This window comes from Streptomyces sp. NPDC001902 (genome assembly GCF_042891295.1).
Taxonomy (GTDB): domain Bacteria; phylum Actinomycetota; class Actinomycetes; order Streptomycetales; family Streptomycetaceae; genus Actinacidiphila.
The window spans coordinates 106,983-125,002 of the sequence record NZ_JBIATA010000029.1 but is presented as its reverse complement, the minus strand read 5'-3'; the positions used below and the strand labels follow the sequence as shown (position 1 = coordinate 125,002).

Annotated in this window: 15 protein-coding genes; 9 read left to right on the top strand and 6 right to left on the bottom strand. The window is 73.5% G+C overall.

Going from position 1 to position 18,020, the window contains the following annotated elements; genetic code table 11:
• Positions 1–131: 131 nt before the first annotated feature.
• Both ACFYYN_RS35405 and ACFYYN_RS35400 read right to left on the bottom strand, forming a co-directional pair.
• Positions 132–1,097, bottom strand: coding sequence for a phosphotransferase family protein (locus tag ACFYYN_RS35405; protein ID WP_500548974.1), 966 nt, complete (start codon positions 1,095–1,097; stop codon positions 132–134).
• 315 nt (positions 1,098–1,412) lie between these two features.
• Positions 1,413–2,009: a TetR/AcrR family transcriptional regulator gene (locus ACFYYN_RS35400; RefSeq protein WP_500548973.1), complete on the bottom strand. Its 597-nt coding sequence runs from the start codon at positions 2,007–2,009 to the stop codon at positions 1,413–1,415.
• Positions 2,010–2,155: 146 nt separating this feature from the next.
• On the opposite strand from ACFYYN_RS35400, the gene ACFYYN_RS35395 reads away from it, so the two are divergent.
• From ACFYYN_RS35395 to ACFYYN_RS35360, 8 genes are all read left to right on the top strand, one after another.
• Complete coding sequence (locus tag ACFYYN_RS35395; RefSeq protein WP_500548972.1) at positions 2,156–3,445, top strand: YbfB/YjiJ family MFS transporter; 1,290 nt, start codon at positions 2,156–2,158, stop codon at positions 3,443–3,445.
• Between the two features lie 460 nt (positions 3,446–3,905).
• The gene (locus ACFYYN_RS35390) at positions 3,906–5,438 is read left to right on the top strand and encodes a sensor histidine kinase (RefSeq protein WP_500548971.1); all 1,533 of its coding nucleotides are present in this window, start codon (positions 3,906–3,908) and stop codon (positions 5,436–5,438) included.
• Positions 5,435–5,878 carry a roadblock/LC7 domain-containing protein gene (locus ACFYYN_RS35385; RefSeq protein ID WP_500328897.1) on the top strand — a complete coding sequence of 148 codons (444 nt, stop codon included), beginning with the start codon at positions 5,435–5,437 and terminating at the stop codon, positions 5,876–5,878. Before ACFYYN_RS35390 ends, ACFYYN_RS35385 begins: the two co-directional genes overlap by 4 nt.
• Complete coding sequence (locus ACFYYN_RS35380) at positions 5,875–6,234, top strand: DUF742 domain-containing protein (protein ID WP_499509237.1); 360 nt, start codon at positions 5,875–5,877, stop codon at positions 6,232–6,234. Before ACFYYN_RS35385 ends, ACFYYN_RS35380 begins: the two co-directional genes overlap by 4 nt.
• Positions 6,215–6,859 (top strand): GTP-binding protein, encoded by a 645-nt coding sequence (locus ACFYYN_RS35375; protein ID WP_499509236.1) that lies wholly within the window; start codon positions 6,215–6,217, stop codon positions 6,857–6,859. Before ACFYYN_RS35380 ends, ACFYYN_RS35375 begins: the two co-directional genes overlap by 20 nt.
• Positions 6,856–8,109 carry a cytochrome P450 gene (locus ACFYYN_RS35370; RefSeq protein ID WP_500328896.1) on the top strand — a complete coding sequence of 418 codons (1,254 nt, stop codon included), beginning with the start codon at positions 6,856–6,858 and terminating at the stop codon, positions 8,107–8,109. The genes ACFYYN_RS35375 and ACFYYN_RS35370 overlap by 4 nt, the downstream gene beginning before the upstream one ends.
• Complete coding sequence (locus ACFYYN_RS35365) at positions 8,109–9,353, top strand: cytochrome P450 family protein (RefSeq protein WP_500548970.1); 1,245 nt, start codon at positions 8,109–8,111, stop codon at positions 9,351–9,353. The genes ACFYYN_RS35370 and ACFYYN_RS35365 overlap by 1 nt, the downstream gene beginning before the upstream one ends.
• 90 nt (positions 9,354–9,443) lie before the next feature.
• Positions 9,444–10,466 (top strand): LLM class flavin-dependent oxidoreductase, encoded by a 1,023-nt coding sequence (locus ACFYYN_RS35360; protein WP_500548969.1) that lies wholly within the window; start codon positions 9,444–9,446, stop codon positions 10,464–10,466.
• A gap of 49 nt (positions 10,467–10,515) precedes the next feature.
• Here ACFYYN_RS35360 and ACFYYN_RS35355 read toward each other — a convergent pair whose 3' ends face one another.
• The 3 genes from ACFYYN_RS35355 to ACFYYN_RS35345 all read right to left on the bottom strand — a co-directional run bounded on the left by ACFYYN_RS35355 (position 10,516) and on the right by ACFYYN_RS35345 (position 15,609).
• Entirely contained in the window at positions 10,516–12,615 is a 2,100-nt protein-coding gene (locus tag ACFYYN_RS35355; protein WP_500548968.1) for a PhoX family protein, read from the bottom strand.
• Positions 12,616–13,459: 844 nt separating this feature from the next.
• Positions 13,460–14,398 (bottom strand): GNAT family N-acetyltransferase, encoded by a 939-nt coding sequence (locus tag ACFYYN_RS35350; protein ID WP_500548967.1) that lies wholly within the window; start codon positions 14,396–14,398, stop codon positions 13,460–13,462.
• 80 nt (positions 14,399–14,478) lie between these two features.
• Entirely contained in the window at positions 14,479–15,609 is a 1,131-nt protein-coding gene (locus ACFYYN_RS35345) for a hypothetical protein (RefSeq protein WP_500548966.1), read from the bottom strand.
• A gap of 391 nt (positions 15,610–16,000) precedes the next feature.
• Between ACFYYN_RS35345 and ACFYYN_RS35340 the strand changes: the two genes are divergently transcribed.
• Positions 16,001–17,017 carry an NAD-dependent epimerase/dehydratase family protein gene (locus tag ACFYYN_RS35340; RefSeq protein WP_500548965.1) on the top strand — a complete coding sequence of 339 codons (1,017 nt, stop codon included), beginning with the start codon at positions 16,001–16,003 and terminating at the stop codon, positions 17,015–17,017.
• Positions 17,018–17,058: 41 nt separating this feature from the next.
• Here ACFYYN_RS35340 and ACFYYN_RS35335 read toward each other — a convergent pair whose 3' ends face one another.
• On the bottom strand, positions 17,059–18,018 hold the full coding sequence (locus tag ACFYYN_RS35335) for a GNAT family N-acetyltransferase (RefSeq protein ID WP_500548964.1): 960 nt from the start codon (positions 18,016–18,018) through the stop codon (positions 17,059–17,061).
• Positions 18,019–18,020: the final 2 nt, after the last annotated feature.

The window sequence follows — 18,020 nt, the reverse complement described above, 5'->3', positions numbered from 1 at the left end:
CACCTTCGCGCCCGCGGCTCGCCCTGCACCCTCGTGGTGATCACACCCGGGTGACAAGACGAAAACCGGGGGGAGTACGCGCAGTTGCACAGATGGGAACGGTGTCCGGCACCGGACGCCCGCCTGTTGGGTCAGGCGTCGCCGTAGCGGGCGAGCAGCGCCGCGACGTAGGTCTCCAGGCGCGTCGCGAGCGTCGCCGGGGTGAGGTCGGTGCGGCCGAGTTCGCGCCAGGGGACGGCGACCTTCTCGGCGTCGGGTGCGAAGGCGAGGGCGTCCAGGAGCCGCCAGTAGAGGTGGGCGCCGGGGGAGTCCGCCAGCCGGCCGCCCGCGGCGGTGTAGAGGTCGGCGAAGCGCAGTCCCGCAGCGGGTCCGTGCAACAGCGCGAGTGCCGTGGCGCAGTGGGCCACGTCGAGGTCGGCGGGGCCCCAGGAGGTCTCGACCCAGTCGACGACGCCCGAGATGCGCAGGTGGCCGCCGTGCCCGGAGAACAGGACGTTGCCCGGATGGAAGTCGCGGTGCAGGAACAGGCCTTCGTGGGCGGGCGGGTCGCGGCGTATGACGTCCACCGCGCGGGCCCACAGGTCCGGACGGCTCGTGGTCCCGGGCGGGCGGACGCGCTCGGGCGCCGTCCAGGGCTGGTAGGTGCGGGGCCGGTCCGTCTCGCCGACGTCGAGCCCGTGGATGCGGACGAGTTGACGGGCCAGCAGCCACGCCCGCGCCCCGGCGTCGGTGTCCGCCAGGCGTACCTCCCCCGGGAGGTGGGACATGAGCAGCGACGGATGGTCGCAGTGCTCCGCCGTCGCGTCGACGGCGTGGAACTCGGCGGCGGGGACGGCGGTCGGGCCGAGCAGCGCCAGGACCCGCGCCTCACGGATGAGCAGGCCCTCCGCGTGCCGGAGGTAGAAGGGCTCCACGAAGGAACGCAGCACCAACTGGCGTCCGCCTCCCGGCCCCGTGACCCGCAGGCGGCGCATGTGCGAGGTCCAGCCGCCGCGGAGCGGCTCCGCGGACTCGAGGTGTTCCCCGTCGCGCAGGTGCCGCTGCACCCAGGTGCGCGTGTCCGTCCAGCCGGGCTCGTTCCCCTCCGCCGCGGTCATCCCATCTCCTTCGTGGAACTCTGCCCTTCAGCACGGGGAGGAATCGAACCCCTGAGGGGCGGGGCGGGGAAGGTTGGTTCGCCGCGACGGCGGACCGGTGTCCATCCCCAATTATGCAGCAGGTGCTCACTGGTTGATGCACCTGCTGGCCGTCGGACTGACGGTGTCAGCCTGTGGAGCCGGTGTAAGACCTCAACGGAGAAATCCGGGCGGGCAGCCGGCGACGAAGCAGGAAACCCTACAGCGCGAGCCGTAGGAATCCCCTCTCTCCAGGGAGCGGAGAAAGTCAACCGGGCACCCTACCGGGCCCGTTGATCAGGCGGTGGCCTGCTGCCGTGCGCCGAGCACCATCGTGATCAGGGACCTCGCGGTGGCCCGGAGCCGGTCCGCGTCCTGGTAGACGCGCTCGATGACGACGGTGCCGCGGGTCATGGTGACCAGGACCCGCGCGGCCTCGGTGGGAGGGACGGCGAGCAGGCCGGCCGCATCGCCGCGGGAGAGCCGTTCGGCCATGACGCCCTCGAGCCGGTCCAGCAGGCCGCGGATCGCGGCCCGGATGGGTTCGGCGTCCGCCTGGGTGTCGGTGGCGGTCTTGGTCGACAGGCAGCCGCGGGCGGGGGTGCCGTGGGTCATGGAGGCGATGGTGAAGTCGAAGAAGTCCTCCAGCGCCCGCCGGACGTCGGGCTGGTCCAGCGTGGCGGCGGCCTCGGCGACGAAGGCGTCGGCGTAGTCCTGGAAGACGCGCAGGAACAGCGTCTCCTTGTCGTGGTACGCGTTGTAGAGCGAGCCGCGCTGCACGCCCGTGGCGGTCGCCAGGTCCTGCATGGAGGTCGCTCCGTACCCCTGGTTCCAGAAGACGTCCAGGATCCGGCCCAGGGTGTGCTGCTCATCGAACTGACGCCGTCCAGCCATGCGCCCACGGTAATTCATCTTTGACGGCTCCGTCAAAGTTTGCAAGGCTGTCAAACATGACGGGGTTGTCAAAGATGGCCCGGACTGCTGACGGACCGGGCGCCGCCCGGATCCGTCGCGACCGGGCGGAAGGCGGAAGCGAGCACATGACCACCACACCACCGGGACCCGCCGCATGGCGGGCCATAGCGGCGGGCGCGAGCGCCAGCTTCGTCGGCATCGGCCTCGCCCGGTTCGCCTACACGCCTCTGGTCCCCGAACTGATCAACGCCCACTGGTTCTCCCCGTCCGCGGTGGCGTACCTCGGCGCGGCCAACCTCGCCGGGTACCTGGCGGGCGCGCTGAGCGCCCGGTGGGTGGGGCGCCGGCTGGGCGACCGCCGGGCCCTGCGGTGGATGATGGCGCTCGCCACGCTCGCGCTGCTGGCCTGCAGCGTTCCCGTCTCGGTGCCGTGGTTCTTCCTCTGGCGCCTGGCCTCGGGGCTCGCCGGCGGCGTGATCATGGTGCGGGTGGCCGGTGCCGTGCTCCCGTACCTGAAGGGGGAGCGGCGCGGGCTGGCGGGCGGGGCGATCTTCGCGGGGCTCGGTGTCGGCATCGCCGCCACGGGGACCCTGGTGCCCCTGCTGCTGCACTTCGGACTGCGCGGGACCTGGGCGGGGCTGGCCGTCCTGTGCGCGATCCTCACCGTACTGAGCTGGAACGGCTGGCCGACGCCGGTCGCCGCCCCGTCGCCGTCCGCGGTCGCCGCAGCGCCGGTGCCGGTGCCGGCGCCGGTGCCGGGGGAGCGGAAGCCCGCCCGCTCGCCGCGGCTGCGGCTGCTGCTCGTGGAGTACGCCCTGATCTCGATGGGTCTCACCCCGGCCATGGCGTTCCTCGCCGACTTCGTCAGCCGGGGCCTGGGCCGCGGTTCCGCCGGCGGCTCCATGATCTGGATCCTGTACGGACTCGGCGCCCTCGTCGGCCCCACCCTCTACGGCCTCCTCGGCGACCGCCTCGGCTTCGCCAGGGCCCTGCTGCTGATCACCCTGGTGCAGACGGGGGCCCTCGCCGCGCTCGCCACGGCGCACGCCCTGCCCGAGATCGCGGTGCTGAGCGTGGTCATCGGTTCCTTCCCGCCCGGTGTCGTGCCCGTCGTGCTGGGCCGCGTCCACGAACTCGTACCGCGGCACCCCGAGGCGCAGTCGGCGGCATGGGGCAAGGCGACCGTCGCCGGAGCGCTGTCGCTGGCCCTCTCCGCCTACCTCTACTCCTACGTCTTCGCCCGGACCGGCCAGGACCACCGGACGCTGTTCCTCGTCGGCGCGGGAGCCCTGGTCCTGGCTCTGGTCGTCGCGGTCGCCGCGCGGTTCGTCCGCGCGGAGGTGCCGCTGGAGGCGGAAGCGGAGCCGGAGGCGGACGCGGAAGCCGTGCACCGTGCCGCCTCGGCCGCGGGCTGAGCCGGTCCGAGGGTGAACGGCGTGGCGCGCTTGCGACATGTCGCACAGTGGACACGTCGTCAGGTTCCCGCCGCCCGCGGTCCGCGCCCGGCGGGCCCCGGGCCGCCGACCGGCGGGCGCGTGCCGTGGCCCCGGCCCGTTCGGTATGGCGAACGACGTGGTCAGCGGCACCGGGGAGCCGTGACGGCGCTGGACGCGGCGGTGGCGGCGCCTGCGGGGAGCGGAGGCGCCGGTTCCCCCTCGCTCGGGCGCCGGCATGCCGCGGCAACCTCACATATCCTCACCAGCCAACAAATGTCATCGGAGCATTGATCAACACCACTGGCAACTCGCATATAGTGACCGCGAGTTCCCCGCGAACACGGAACCCGCCTGGGATTCGTGCCCGTGGTGGTGCCCGTTTTTGTTGGATTCCGCTTCGCCCATCCCATCCGTCCGTACGGCCCCGAGGTCCTGATCGATGACAGCGCAGACCGCGCTCCCGCGCCCGCGGACCGGGCGCCTGCGCATCCCGGCACGGCGGCGTGAGCAGCGCGCTCCGTTCGCGTACCTGGCGCGGGCCCTGGCGGTAGCCCTGGTGGTCACCGTCCCGGTCGCCGTGTGGCTGGTGGTCGCCGCCCCCGGGTCGCTGCGTGCCCCCGCGGTGATCGGCGCGGCCGCCGGGATCCTGGCGCTGGCCTGCGCCGTGGCCGTGGCGGCGCAGGAGCGCTGGCGGGCCCGGCGCCTCGCCGGACAGCTCGACGCCCTGCGGGCCGAGGCGGAACGATTCGCCGACGAGCTGCTGCCGGCCGCCGTCGGCCGGATCGCCGCTGGTGAGACCGTGGACCGGGTGCTCACCGCGGTGCGCGAGCCACTGACCGGACCGCAGCGCCGCATGCTGGCCCTGATCGCCGACCGGGTCGGCACGAGCGAGTCGCGCCGCGCCGCGGCGATGGCCGTGGGTGCCAACGCCGCGGGACGCATGCAGGCGCTGGCCACCGGAATGCTGGCCGACCTGCGGCAGATGGAGCACCGCCACAGCGACCCGGCCGTACTGCACGACCTGCTGCACCTGGACCACCGCACCGCCCAGGCCGGCCGCCTCGCCGACAGCATCGCCGTGCTGACCGGGGCCCGTTCCGGACGCCGGTGGGCCAAGCCGATCCGGATGGAGTCGATCCTGCGCGGCGCGATGGGGCGTATCGCCGGCTACCAGCGGGTGCGGCTCCACTCCACCAGCGAGGTCGCCGTCGTCGGCCACGCCGCCGAGGGCGTGATGCACGCGCTGGCCGAACTCATGGACAACGCCGCCAACTTCTCCCCGCCCACCGCCGAGGTCCACGTGTACGTGGAGGAGGTGCCAGCGGGCGCGGTCATCACGGTCGAGGACAGCGGCCTGGTCATGGGCGAGGTCGCGCTGCGCCGGGCGCAGAGCGCCGTGGCGGCCGGGTCCGGGGATCTGACCGGCCTGTCCGGGACCAGGCTCGGACTGACGGTCGTCGGCCGGCTGGCCCGTAAGCACGGCCTGACGGTGTCCTTCCGGCCCTCGGCCCGCGGTGGCACCGGCGCGGTCATGATGATCCCGCAGGAGATGCTCACCGTCCCGCGTCCCGGCACGGACGCCGGCCCCGACGCCGAGCCCGTCCTGCCCCCGGAGGCCCCGGCCGCCACCCCGTCCGTGCCGGCCCCCGCCGAGACGTCCGACCGCGACGAGGAGGTCCGGCGCACGGCGCCGGAACTGGGCGAGAGCGGCCTGCCCAAGCGCCGCCGCGGCCAGACGCTGTCCTCCGCCGGCCACGACCGGCCCGCCGCACGGGCCGCTTCGAGCTCCGGCGGCCACGGCACGGCGGCCGAACGGGCCGCACGGTTCAGCACCTTCCGCAGCGCGGTGCACGGCACCACCCCCGCCGCCCCCGCACCCGCCCCCGACCATGCGTCACCCGCGACCGCGCCCCGCGCGGACCGCGACGAGCACAACGCGACGGCCCCATCCCCAGAAAGCGACGCGCGATGACCGCACCGGCCACCGGCCACACCAGTACGGACGAGCGGCTCAACTGGCTGCTGGAGAACCTGCTGGAGCGCACCCCGGGCGCCCGCCACGCCCTGGTCCTGTCCCGGGACGGGCTCAAGCTGTGCCGCACCCCCGAGCTCTCGGTGGACCAGGCGGACCAGCTCGCGGCCATCTCCGCCGGCATCCAGAGCCTGTCGCAGGGCGCGTCCATGGAGTTCGGCGACGGCAGCGGCGGCGTGCGGCAGGCCATGGCCGAGTTCTACGGCGGGATCCTGTTCATCGTCGAGGCCGGTGACGGCGCCCACCTCGCGGTCGTCGCCGACGACGACGCCGAGGTCGGCCTGATCGGCCACAACATGCACGAGCTGGTCGAGCAGCTCGGTGAGCACCTGAGCGCGCCCCCGCGCGAGGTGCCCGGTGAGGACGGCGACGGCGCATGACACCCCGCCCGGGCCGGGAGGAGGATCCGGACCGGCTGTACACCCTGACGTCGGGCCGCAGCCGGCCCGCGTCCGACGCGTTCGACCTGGTGACCCTGGTGGTCGCCGAGTGCGATCCGGTCCCGGGGATGCAGTCCGAGCACGCGGCGATCCTGCGGATCTGCCGCCGGCCCACCGCCGTCGTGGAGCTCGCCGCCGACCTGGGACTCCCGGTCGGCATCACCCAGGTGCTGCTGTGCGACCTGCTGGACACCGGCCGGATCAGCGCCCGGCACCCCCGTACCGCCCGGACGGCGGCTCAACTGCCGGACCCCGAGATCCTGGAGCAGGTGCTCGTTGGACTACGCAACCTCTGACCCCGGCCTCGTTCCCGGCCCGCCGGGGCCGCGGGCGCCGCTCGACGCGAGCGCCGACAACGGGCTGAAGATCGTCATCACCGGTGGGTTCGGCGTCGGGAAGACGACCATGGTCCGCTCGGTCAGCGAGATCCGTCCGCTGAACACCGAGGAGACGATGACCCAGGCCGGAGCCGGGGTCGACGACCTCGCCGGTGTGGGGGCGAAGACCTCCACCACCGTGGCCTTCGACTTCGGCCGGATCAGCGTCAACGCGCGCACCGTGCTCTACCTGTTCGGCGCGCCCGGGCAGGAACGGTTCTGGTTCCTGTGGGACCGGCTGTTCTCCGGCACGCTCGGCGCGGTGGTGCTGGTCGACACCCGCCGGCTGGACGACTCCTGGTACGCCATCGACCGCCTGGAGCACCACGGCACCCCGTTCGTGGTGGCCCGCAACGACTTCGGCGGGCCGAAGCACACCGAGGAACAGGTCCGCGACGCGCTGTCGCTGGCGGACGGGGTGCCGCTGGTGGACTGCGACGCGCGGTCCCGGCAGTCCTCCAAGGACGTCCTCATCACCCTCGTCCAGCACCTGCAGACCCTGTCCGGCGCCCGCCCGCGCCCCCGGGAGAGGACCGCCCCGTGACCAGTCAGCCCTCCGCGGCCGCCGGCGCCTGCCCGTTCGCCGGGGCGGTGCCGTTCAGCGGTCCGCGCTTCCACGTCGAACCGGCCGCCCTGTACCGGGAGTTGCGCCGCGAGCACGGGGCCCTGGCCCCCGTGGAGCTCGACGGCGGCATACCGGCCTGGCTCGTGCTGGGCTACCGGGAACTGCTGCACGTCACCGGCGACCCGGTGCTCTTCAGCCGCGACTCGGACCTGTGGAACCAGTGGGACCGCATCCCCGACGACTGGCCGCTGCTGCCCATGATCGGGCGCAAGCAGCCGTCGATCCTCTACACCGTGGGTGAGCGGCACCGGCAGCGCGCCGCGATGATGGGCAACGCCATGGAGGCCATCGACGCGGTCGAACTGCGCCGTCACGCCGAGCGCTACGCCGACGGGCTGGTCGACACCTTCTGCGGCAGCGGCAGGGCGGACATCCTCGACGAGTTCGCGATGCTGCTCCCGGTCCGTGTGCTGGCCCGGCTCTACGGCTTCCCCGAGGAGCAGGGCCCCCGCCTGGTGAAGGCGGTCAAGGACCTGGTCGACGGCGGCGCGGACGCCATCGCCGGCCAGATGTACGTCTACTCCGCGATGACCGAGCTGCTCGAGGCGAAGAAGGAGCAGCCGGGCGCGGACGTGGTCTCGCGGATGCTCGCCGACCGGTACGACTTCTCCGACGAGGAGATCGTGCAGGACCTGATGGTGATGACCGTGGCCGGGCACCAGCCCACCGCGGACTGGATCGGCAACTCGCTGCGGCTGATGCTCACCGACGACCGCTTCGCCGCCTCGTTCACCGGTGGCCGGAACAGCGTCGGACAGGCCATGAACGAGGTCCTGTGGGAGGACACCCCCAGCCAGAACATCGCGGGGCGGTGGGCCAGCCGCGACACCCGGCTCGGCGGGCGCCAGATCGCCTCCGGCGACCTGCTCATCCTCGGCTTCGCCGCGGCCAACGCCGACCCGCAGGTGCACCTGGAGGCCGGGGCATCCACCAACGGCAACAACGCCTGGTTCTCCTTCGGCCACGGTGAGCACCGCTGCCCGTTCCCGGCGCAGGAGATCGCCGAGGCCATCGCCCGCACCGGCATCGAGGTGCTGCTGGACCGGCTGCCCGACCTCGAACTGGCGGTCGACCCCGCCGAACTGGTGCGCCGTCCGTCCCCGTGGCTGCGGGGCATGACCAAGCTCCCCGTGCGTTTCACACCCACCCCCGTGCTAGGAGAACTCTGATGGAATGCCCGGTCACCGGCCACCGCGCGGCCTCCCCGATCGTGCTGGACCCGCTGGTGGGCGACCTGGTCACCGAGAGCGCCGCGCTGCGCGAGGAGGGCCCGCTGGCCGCGGTCGTCCTGCCCGGCGGGGTGCCGGTGTGGGCCGTGACGCACCATGCCGAGGCCCGCGCGCTGCTGACCGACCCGCGGCTGGTGAAGGACATCGCCCACTGGGACGCCTTCACCCGCGGTGAGATACCCGCCGACTGGGCGCTGATCGGCCTGGCCAACCCCGGCCGCTCGATGCTCACCGTGGACGGCGCCGACCACCGCCGGCTGCGCGCCCTGGTCGCCCAGGCGCTCACCCCCCGCCGCGTCGAGCAGATGCGGGCCCGCATCGAGGAGCTGACGGCCGGTCTCCTGGAGCGCGTCGAGGAGGCGGCACGTGAGGGCGAGGTGCTGGACCTGAAGGCCACCTTCGCCTACCCGCTGCCGATGTACGTCGTGCAGGAGCTGATGGGCATCGACGAGGCCCACCTGCCCCGCCTGAAGGTGCTGTTCGAGAAGTTCTTCTCCACCCAGACCCCGCCCGACGAGGTCATCGCCACCCTCGGCGAGCTCGCGACCCTGATGGCCAAGACCGTCGCCGACCGGCGCGCCGAGCCCGGCGACGACCTGACCAGCGCGCTCATCGCGGCCTCCGAGGACGGTGACCACCTCACCGACGCGGAGATCCAGAGCACCCTGCAGCTGATGATCGCCGCGGGCCACGAGACCACGATCTCCCTCATCGTGAACGCGGTCGTCAACCTGCTCACCCACCCCGACCAGCTCGCGCTGGTGCGGGAGGGCAAGGCGAGCTGGGAGTCGGTGGTGGAGGAGACGCTGCGCCACTCCACGCCCACCTCCCACGTGCTGATCCGCTTCGCCACCGAGGACGTCCCCGTCGGCGACAAGGTCATCGCCAAGGGCGAGGCACTGATCGTCTCCTACGCGGCGATCGGCGGCGACGAGAAGCAGCACGGTCCGAGCGCCGGCGTCTTCGACATCACCCGCGAGCACCCCATCCGGCACATCGCCTTCGGCCACGGCCCGCACGTGTGCCCGGGCGCCGCGCTGTCCCGGCTGGAGGCCTCGGTGGCGCTGCCCGCCCTGTTCGAGCGCTTCCCCAAGCTCGACCTGGCGGTGCCGGCGACGGAGCTGCGGAACAAGCCCGTGGTCACCCAGAACGACCTGTACGAGCTGCCGGTCACCGTGAACTGACCTACCGTCGGTGTCCGGCACCGTCCCGCCCCGCTCGAGCCGGAGCGGGGCGGTGCCGGTCCCGCCCGACCCTGCGACGAGGAGGGCGCCGTGCCGTCGTACGGCAGGCCGCTGCGCAAACTGGGCTTCCTGACGATCGGGCTGTTCGACGAGGCCGACCCGCGGCGCGGGCACGAGGCGACGCTCGAGATGATCCAGCTGGGCGAGCGACTGGGCTTCGACAGTGCGTGGGTGCGCCACCGCCACCTGCAGTTCGGCATCTCCTCGCCCGTGGCCGTCCTCGCCGCGGCTTCGCAGCGCACCAGCCGCATCGAACTCGGCACGGCCGTGATCCCGCTGGGATGGGAGAACCCGCTGCGACTGGCCGAGGACCTGGCGACGGTGGACCTGCTGTCCGGCGGCCGCCTCAACCCGGGCGTCAGCGTCGGCCCGCCGATGCACTTCGACGAGGTCCGCGGCGCCCTCTACCCGGACACCGCGGGCCACGAGGACTTCTCCTACACCCGGGTCGAACGCCTGCTGGGCTTCGTCCGGGGCGAGCCGGCCACCGCCTTCAGCGGCACCGAGGGCTTCGAGGTCTTCTCCGACCGCGTCCAGCCGCACTCCCCGGGGCTCGGCGACCGCATGTGGTACGGCGGCGGGAGCCTGCGCTCGGCGCGGTGGGCCGGGGAGCACGGGATGAACTTCCTGACGAGCAGCGTGGTCAAGGCGGAGGAGTCCGAGGACTTCGCGGCGATCCAGCTGTCCCACGTCCGTGCCTTCCGTGCCGCACACCCCGACGGCGAACGGGCCCGGGTCTCGCAGGGACTGGTCGTCGTCCCCACCGACGGCGCCTCGGCCGGCCAGCGCGAGAAGTACCGGGAGTACGCCCGCCGGCGGCTGCCGCGCACCGCCGGCCCGCAGGGCCCCGGGCGGCTGCTGTTCGCCCCCGACCTGGTCGGCACCTCCGAGGAGATCGCGGAGCGGCTCTCCGCGCACGCGGCCTTCCGCGAGGTCGACGAGGTCGCCTTCGCGCTGCCGTTCGCCTTCGAGCCCGAGGACTACGTGCAGATCCTCACCGACATCGCCACCCGGCTCGGACCGGCCCTCGGCCGTCCGGCCCCGGCCGCCTGACGGCCACCGTGGAGCGGCCCCGCCCGGCACGCCGGGCGGGGCCGTGGCGTCACACGCCGATGTCGCGGCCGTCCTTGCGCCACACCACGACGACGGAGGGGCGGGGGATCCGCTTGCCGCCGTCCGGCCAGCGCGAGGACGGGTTCTCGTACGTGGAGCCGTCGGTCTCGCCGGGGTGCTGCACCGCGACCAGGACGCGCTGGTCCTGGACGATCGGGCCACAGGTCTCGGCGCCCTTGGGCACGCTCAGGAACTGCCGGACCTGACCGCGCTTGTCACCCTTGACCGCGACGCCGAAGAGGGCGTCGTGGGTGCCGAGGGTGCCGGGCGCGCCGTCGGTGGAGATCCACAGGTTGCCGTGCGGGTCGAAGGCCACGTTGTCCGGGCACGAGATCGGGCTGACGTCGTCCTTCGGGAAGCCCGCGAAGTAGGTGGCGGGGTCCGAGGGGTCTCCGGCGACCAGGAACAGCCGCCACGCGAAGCGGTCGGCGGCCGGGTCGTCGAAGAACTCGGCCAGCTCCAGCACGTGCCCGTGCTTGTTGTTGCTCCGCGGGTTGGCCTCGTCGGGGCCGGCGGAGCCGGCCTTGCCGCGGTTGGTGTTGTTGGTCAGCGCCACGTAGACGCGACCGGTGCGCGGGCTGGGCTCGACGTCCTCGGGGCGGTCCATCTTCGTGGCACCGGCCTTGTCCGCCGCCATCCGGGTGAAGAGGTAGACCTCCTCGGCGGTCATGCCCTCCACGAAGGAGGTGGTGCCGCTCGCCAGCTTGATCCACTCGCCCGAGCCGTCGAACTCGCCGTCCGAGGGCAGCTTCCCGCTGCCGTCGAACTCCGCGGCAGGGCTGTCGCCGGTGAGCCTGGCGACGTAGAGCGTGCCCTCGTCGAGCAGCGACAGGTTGTGCTCGCGGACGGCCCGGCCGCTGCCGTGCCGCATCGCCTTGTTCGCCACGAACTTGTACATGTAGTCAAAGCGCTCGTCGTCGCCCATGTAGACGACGGGGCGGCCGTCATCGGTGAGCCGGGGCTGCGCGGCCTCGTGCTTGAAACGGCCGAGCGCGGTGTGCTTGCGCGGCGTCGAGTCCGGGTCGAAGGGGTCGAGCTCCACGATCCAGCCGAAGCGGTTGACCTCGTTGGGCTCCTTCGCCAGGTCGAAGCGGTCGTCGAACCGCTCCCACTTGCGCTCGCTGGCCGCGCCGGCGATGCCGTAGCGCTTCAGCCGCTCCGCGGTGACCGGGTCGGTGACCGAGGCCGCGTTGCCGAAGTACTGGTTGAAGTTCTCCTCGCCCGAGAGCACGGTGCCCCAGGGGGTGGTGCCGCCGGCGCAGTTGTTGAGGGTGCCGAGGACCTTCGTGCCGGTGGGGTCGGCCTTGGTGCGCAGCAGGGGGCTGCCCGCGGCGGGGCCGGTCAGCCGGAAGGCCGTCTTGGTGTGGACCCGCCGGTTCATGCCGTGCCGGTTCACGGGGTACAGGCGGCCGGAGTGCCGGTCCTCCTCGACCACGACCACGCTGAGGCCGTGCGCGGCCCATGCGATCTCGACCTGCTCGCGGGTGGGGTCGGTCGCGTCGTAGCCCGGGAACATGAGGATCTCGTCGGTGTACTCGTGGTTGGCGACGAGTACCTGACGGCCGCGCTCACCGGGCAGGTCGAACAGGTGCAGGAAGTCGTTGTTGTAGCCGAACTGGCCGGCCTGCGCCGCGGCGGTCTGCCGCGCCTGGTCGAACGCGGGGGCGCCGCGCAGGATGGGGTCGCCCCAGCGGATCACGACGCTCTGCGCGTAGCCCTCGGGGACGACGAGGGCGTCCACGGTGTTCGGCTCGACGGGCCGGAAGCGCAGGCCCTTGGCGGCGTCGGGGTCGACGGTGCCGCCGTGACCGTCGTGACCGCCGTGCTTCGGTTCGGGGGCGGCGGCGGCCACGTCGGTGCCGGACGTGAGGGCCATGCCTCCTGCGGCGGCGGCCAGGGTGACCACGGCACCGGTCCGCAGCATGGTGCGGCGGGAGAGGGCGTCGGCGACGACGTCGCCGAGGTAGGCGTTGCCGCTGGTGTTCGGGGCCTCGTGGGCGCAGGCGTCACCGCACTTGAACCGGCAGGTGAGGGCGGACCTGCCACCGTCGTGGCGGGGGAGGAGCGGAAGAAGTCTGTGCGGCCGCACAGTGCCTCCAAGTCTATGTTCCGGTATAGCGAATCCCATGGGACGGTAAAGAGCCCTGTTCTCGCGGGGGTGGCCGGAACGTGAACCTCGGATGAACCGGTGCGCGCGGCCGGGGGTGCCGCCGCGCGGTTGACACCGCACGGAGGCCGCGGGCCTGGCCGTGGCCACGCCTGTCCTCGTGGCTCCCGACGGCACGGCGCTTGCTCGTGCGGCGACCAGGCCTGCCCATGGTCTGCCTGCCGGGGGGAGGGTGTGGGGCTCCGCCAGCTACCGCTGCGACCGCCTCGTCGACGACTTCGAGGCGCTGCGCGCCCATCGCGGCCTCCGTTGGTCTCGACGTCGGTACGGACCTTCGGCCGGCCACGGTCCGGCTCCGGCAGGGCGAGCCTTGGTACGACGCGGGCTACACGGCCTTGGAGGAGGTCGTCGCGGGGCGCGGGGGAGGACGGCCGCAGGGAGGCTGTCGCGCCCTTCCCCCACGGGCGTTGGGACGTGACCGCGCGGGCGCTGGAGGCCGGAGGCGCCGAGGAGAGGAGCGACGCAGCCGCGGCCGTCTTCCGCTCGGGGGACGCCTGGGAACCGGAGCGCACGCGTACGGCGCTCGCCCGCTTCGCGGGACCGGTGCACGTAATGGCGGGGGAGTGCGACGTGCACGCACCACCGCCCGCGATGGCCGAGGTGGCGGAGCTGTTCCCGGACACCGCGCCGGGCGTTCAGCCGGGCGCCGGGCACTTTCCGTGGCGGGGCGAGCGGGAGCGGTCGGTACCCGGCCGACTCGGACAGCCCGGAGCGGAGGGCGAGTCCACCGGGCGGGATCCGTTCCCGCCCGCCCCGCCCGCCCCGCTCACGCCCGGGCGGCGGCGGGCAGCGTCACTTCCCAGGTGTCCACCGCGAAGTGCAGGCCCATGCCGTGCGCGGTGTACAGGCGCAGGGCCCCCGTGGTGTTGTCGGTGTCCACGCCCAGGCCGAGGGTGTCGCGGCCGCGGGCGGCGTAGACCCCGAAGGCGTGGCGCAGCAGGTGGCCGGCGATGCCCCGGCCCCGCGCCTCCTTGCGCACCCCGAGGCTGCGGATCCACGCCATGGCCGCGCGGTCGTCACGGGTCAGTGCCACGCCGACGTCCCCCGCGCCCTCCAGCGAGGCGATCCACACCAGGGACCAGTCGATGCCCGAGCCGAGGTCGTCCAGCCACTGCGGGTAGGTGCGCCGGTGGTGGTCGAAGTGTTCCGCGAAGGTCTCCTGAAGGAGTTCGTGCGCGCGGCGTCGGTCGACCTCCTCCGTGCAGTCGCGCAGCGTCAGCCCGGGCGGCGGCTCGGGGACGGTGTCCGCGGCGGCGGACAGCGGGCGGGTCGGCACGTGGTAGTGCCGTACGGTCCTCCAGCCGCGCCGCGTCAGACGGGACGTGTCCATGGTGGGCGCGGTGTTCAGGGCGAGATGGACGACGGCCCGGGCCACGCCGTTCTCCGCGGCGCGCCCGGCGGCCCGGTCCTGCAGGAGGTCCAGCAGCCGCTCCCCCGCCTCCTGGTGCGCGGGCAGGACGTAGTGGTCGACGTCGATGCGTTCGGCGCCGGAGTCGTCCCACAGGAGCCCGAACGCGACGGGCGCGCCGTCCTCGAAGACCAGCCAGGAGTTGCGTTCCAGGTCGGCCTCGGGGTGGACCAGTGACGACTCGACGGTCCCCAGGTCGGTCTCGGGCTGCCCGAGCTCCACGACGTCGACGGCGTTGAGCAACTCGCAGATGACGGGGGCGTCCTCGGGGACGGCGGGGCGCACGGTGATGGGCATGCCGCAACTGTCGGTACCGGTACCGGCCCCGCGCAAATGTTTTTCGCGGCGGAGCCGGTCCGGCGGGGACGGTGCCCGCGTCAGGCGTCGGCGGCCTCGGTCGCCGGACGGCCGGCTTCGGCGTCGGCCTCGGCATCCGCGTTGCGCTGGGCGGGGACGGTGACGTCCACGGCCCCGCCGGTCTCCTCCGCCGCGTCGGCGTCCTCGGCGGTGCGCACGGACGGCGTGGCCGGTACGGTCCGTACGGCCGTTGCGGCCACCGCGACCCCCGTCGGCACGGCGGGCGCCATGACGTCGAGGTCGGCGTCGTCGGGCCGGCGGTCGCGGCGGACGTCGCCGACGATCAGGGCCACCACCGCCGCGGAACCGACGAACTCCAGCAGGCTCTGCGAGGTGTCCACGGCGGTCACGGGCATCGTGCCGACCGCGTAGCCCCACAGCTCCGTGAAGGCCGACGGCATCATGAAGAGCGACAGGCCCACCGAGAAGCCCGGGGCGGTGGGCCGCCGCCGGGCCGCGAGCAGCATGCCGGCCCCGCACAGCACGGTCAGGCACACCCACTGGTACGGCGACGGCACCGCGAGGATCGCCCGCCCGCTGCCCTTGCCGACGATCAGGTCGCTGAGCACGCCCGGCCCGACCTGAACGGCCGTCACCGCGTTCCGGCCGATGTAGAAGACGTTGAGCACCGCGAGCAGCAGCCCGGAGGCGGTGGCCGTCACCTTCACCGGGCGGATGCCGCCCGTCACCGAGTCCGCGGCGGCGGCGGCCTCGTACTCCATGTGCCGGGCGAGCAGGAGGAGCGCTCCCAGGATGAGCGTGAGCACCACGGCGAGGACGGCGGTGCTGCCCACGGCGTTCAGCGAGGCACCCTTCAGGGTGCCGAACCACGGGTCGGACGGCGAGTCGAGCAGCAGGTACCAGACCGCGGGGAGGCGGAAGCCGAGCGTCACGGTGCACGCGGTCACCAGCAGGCCGCCCGCGCCGCGGGTGCGGAACAGCGCCGCCAGACCGGCGCAGAGCTGCAGCGCCGCCAGGCCGAGGTCGAGCGAGGAGGTCGCCGACAGCCCCGGCACCCACCCGGTGGTCCACAGCGACCAGGCGCCCGGCAGGCCGCGGACAACGATGTCGTAGAGCAGCCAGAACGCCGTCTGGGCGAACAGCGCGAGGCTGAGCAAGGCCACGGCTATCCGCACTTGATTGATCGACATCCCCGGACGGTTCACGGCGCGCTGTCCCCTCGACGGCCAAACGTGGTTGAGTTCACAACTACCCAATGACGGAGCAGAGCATAAACGGTCCCCCATGGGCCCGCGCCAATCCGCCCCCGGCGTGCCCGCCTTGCGGAACCGCACGGGAACGTCACGCCAACGGAAAGTGAATGACACCTCGTCAGGGCAGTCCGTCACCGGTTCATGGATGAGCCGGTGCGCGACGGAACGGGCCTTGTGCGACGGGGAGTTGGCCATGAGGCGGGAGCGCTGGCGATCACCGCGCGGCGGGCACCATCGGCTTCGTGGTGCGCGCCGGACTGCACGGGGGACGGCACGGCTGGTCCTGCTCGACCGGGTCCCGCTGGTCGCGGAAGCCGCGAACAGGGAGATGCACACCGTCGACCTGCAGGACGCCGACGCCGTACGGTCCGCCCTGGTGGGCGTCGACCGGGTCCTGCACCTCGGCGGCATCCCCGACGAGGCCCCCTTGGCCGACCTCCTGGAGGTCAACGTCCTCGGCACCCACCACGTCCTGGAAGCCGCCCGGCGGGGTGGCACCCGCCGCGTCGTGCCGGCCGGGAGCAACCGCGTCACCGGTTTCCACCCCGCCGGGCACCGCACCGCCCCGGACGAACCGGTGCGCCCCGACGGCCTGCAGGGGTCGGCAAGGCGGCCGTCGAGGCGCTCGGACGGCTCTACGCCGACAAGTTCGCGCTCTGCGTCATCTGCCTGCAGCATCGGCAGCTTCGAGGCGGAACCCGGCGAGCGCCGCCACCTGGCGACCTCGCTCAGCCACCGCGACGCCGTCGGCTGGACCCGGGCCGCGCTCACCGCGCCGCCCGGCGTGCGCTACGCCACGGCGTACGCCGTCTCCGCCAACACCCGCCGCTTCTGGGAACTCCCGGACCCGTCGGTGCTCGACTGCACCCCCGTCGACGACCCCGAGCAGCACGCCTCGCGCCTCACCGCCGCGGACGGCGACGCCGCACCGGACCCCGCCGCGCCCCAGGGCGGCCCGTACGCCCTGCCCGAGGTCACGCTCGCGCACCTTCGGCCCCGACCCGGAAGAATGTTGTCAGAGGCCTGTGATGGGATACCGGGGAACACCGCAGCCACCATCCCCGGGGAGAACACGCCCATGCCTCAGTACCCTTCGCTGACCCACGCCCTGGCGGAGGCGCTCGTGGACGTCACCTGGTTCATCGACGGCACGGACGACGAACAGATGGACGAGGACGACGCCGTGACGGCACTGGAGGGCGTCGCGGCCGTGGTGGACCGCATGTCGGAAGCACAGCGGGCCGAGTTGCTCGACGTGCTCGAGGCGATGGCGGCAGCCGAGGCCGACCCCCGGCGCCGCGCGTTCCTGGAGACGTTCCCGGAGGACTTCGGCGTCGTCGAGTGACCACCCCGGTCGCCTCCTCGGCGCGGGCCCGCCGTGCGAGGTCAGCCCCGCAGCAGCCGCGGGTCGAGGAGGCGGTGCAGCCGGTGGGCGACGGGACGGAATCCGCGACGTGGCCAGAACACCGAGGACAGCGGGTTCGCCGCCCGCCAGTCCGTCACGCACACGCGGAACCCGCGCCGGGCGGCGTCCGCGAAGGCGTGCTCGGTGAGCCGGCGCCCCACACCGCTGCCGCGGTGCTCCGGAACGGTCGCGGCGAGGAGCAGTTCGACCGAGCCGCGCGGCGCCGTCAGTGAGACCTCGTCGTCGGGCACCGGCCGCATGACGCAGAAGCCCCGGACCCCTTCCGGCCCCTCGGCGAGCCAGTACGACACGGCCGGGTCCTCCAGCAGCTCCAAGTGGCCCGGGCGCAGACCCTCGTAGAAGGACGGCTCGATGAAGGCGAAGACCGGCGGCCCCGCGTGCACGTCGGCGACCAGGCGGAACAGCGACTCCAGCGCGGCGAGGTCCGACGGCCCCGCGGCGCGCACGTCGTCGTGGCGGACGGCCGCCTCCGTCGCCAGGTCCGTCACGGCGTGGACCTGCTCGTACGCGAAGCACTGCGACAGCCAGACCGGCAGGTCGCCGGCGGCCGCGACGGCGTAGTGGTGCAGCCGCCCGTCGGCGAGCCATGGACCCGACAGGTCCGCGTAGAGCCCGCGCAGTACGTCCCCGTCGCGTGCCGCGTAGTGCCCGGGGCCCGTCCAGACGTGCCGTCCCCGGCCGTCGTCGCCGGGTACGGCGAGGAGGTACCCGGCGGGCGTGCCGTCCGCCGTCTCCGCGACCGCGCCCCGCGCGCCCTGCTCCCAGGCGTCCCGCAGCAGGGCCGCGCAGGCGGCCGGTTCGGTGAAACCCGGGTCGAGCGCGGCGTCCCGGGCGAGGTCGCGGCGGTGGCGGGCGGCGAGCAGGCCGGCCGCGGCATCGACGTCGGACTCCGCGAACGGCCTGGTGGTCGGCGCGATCACGG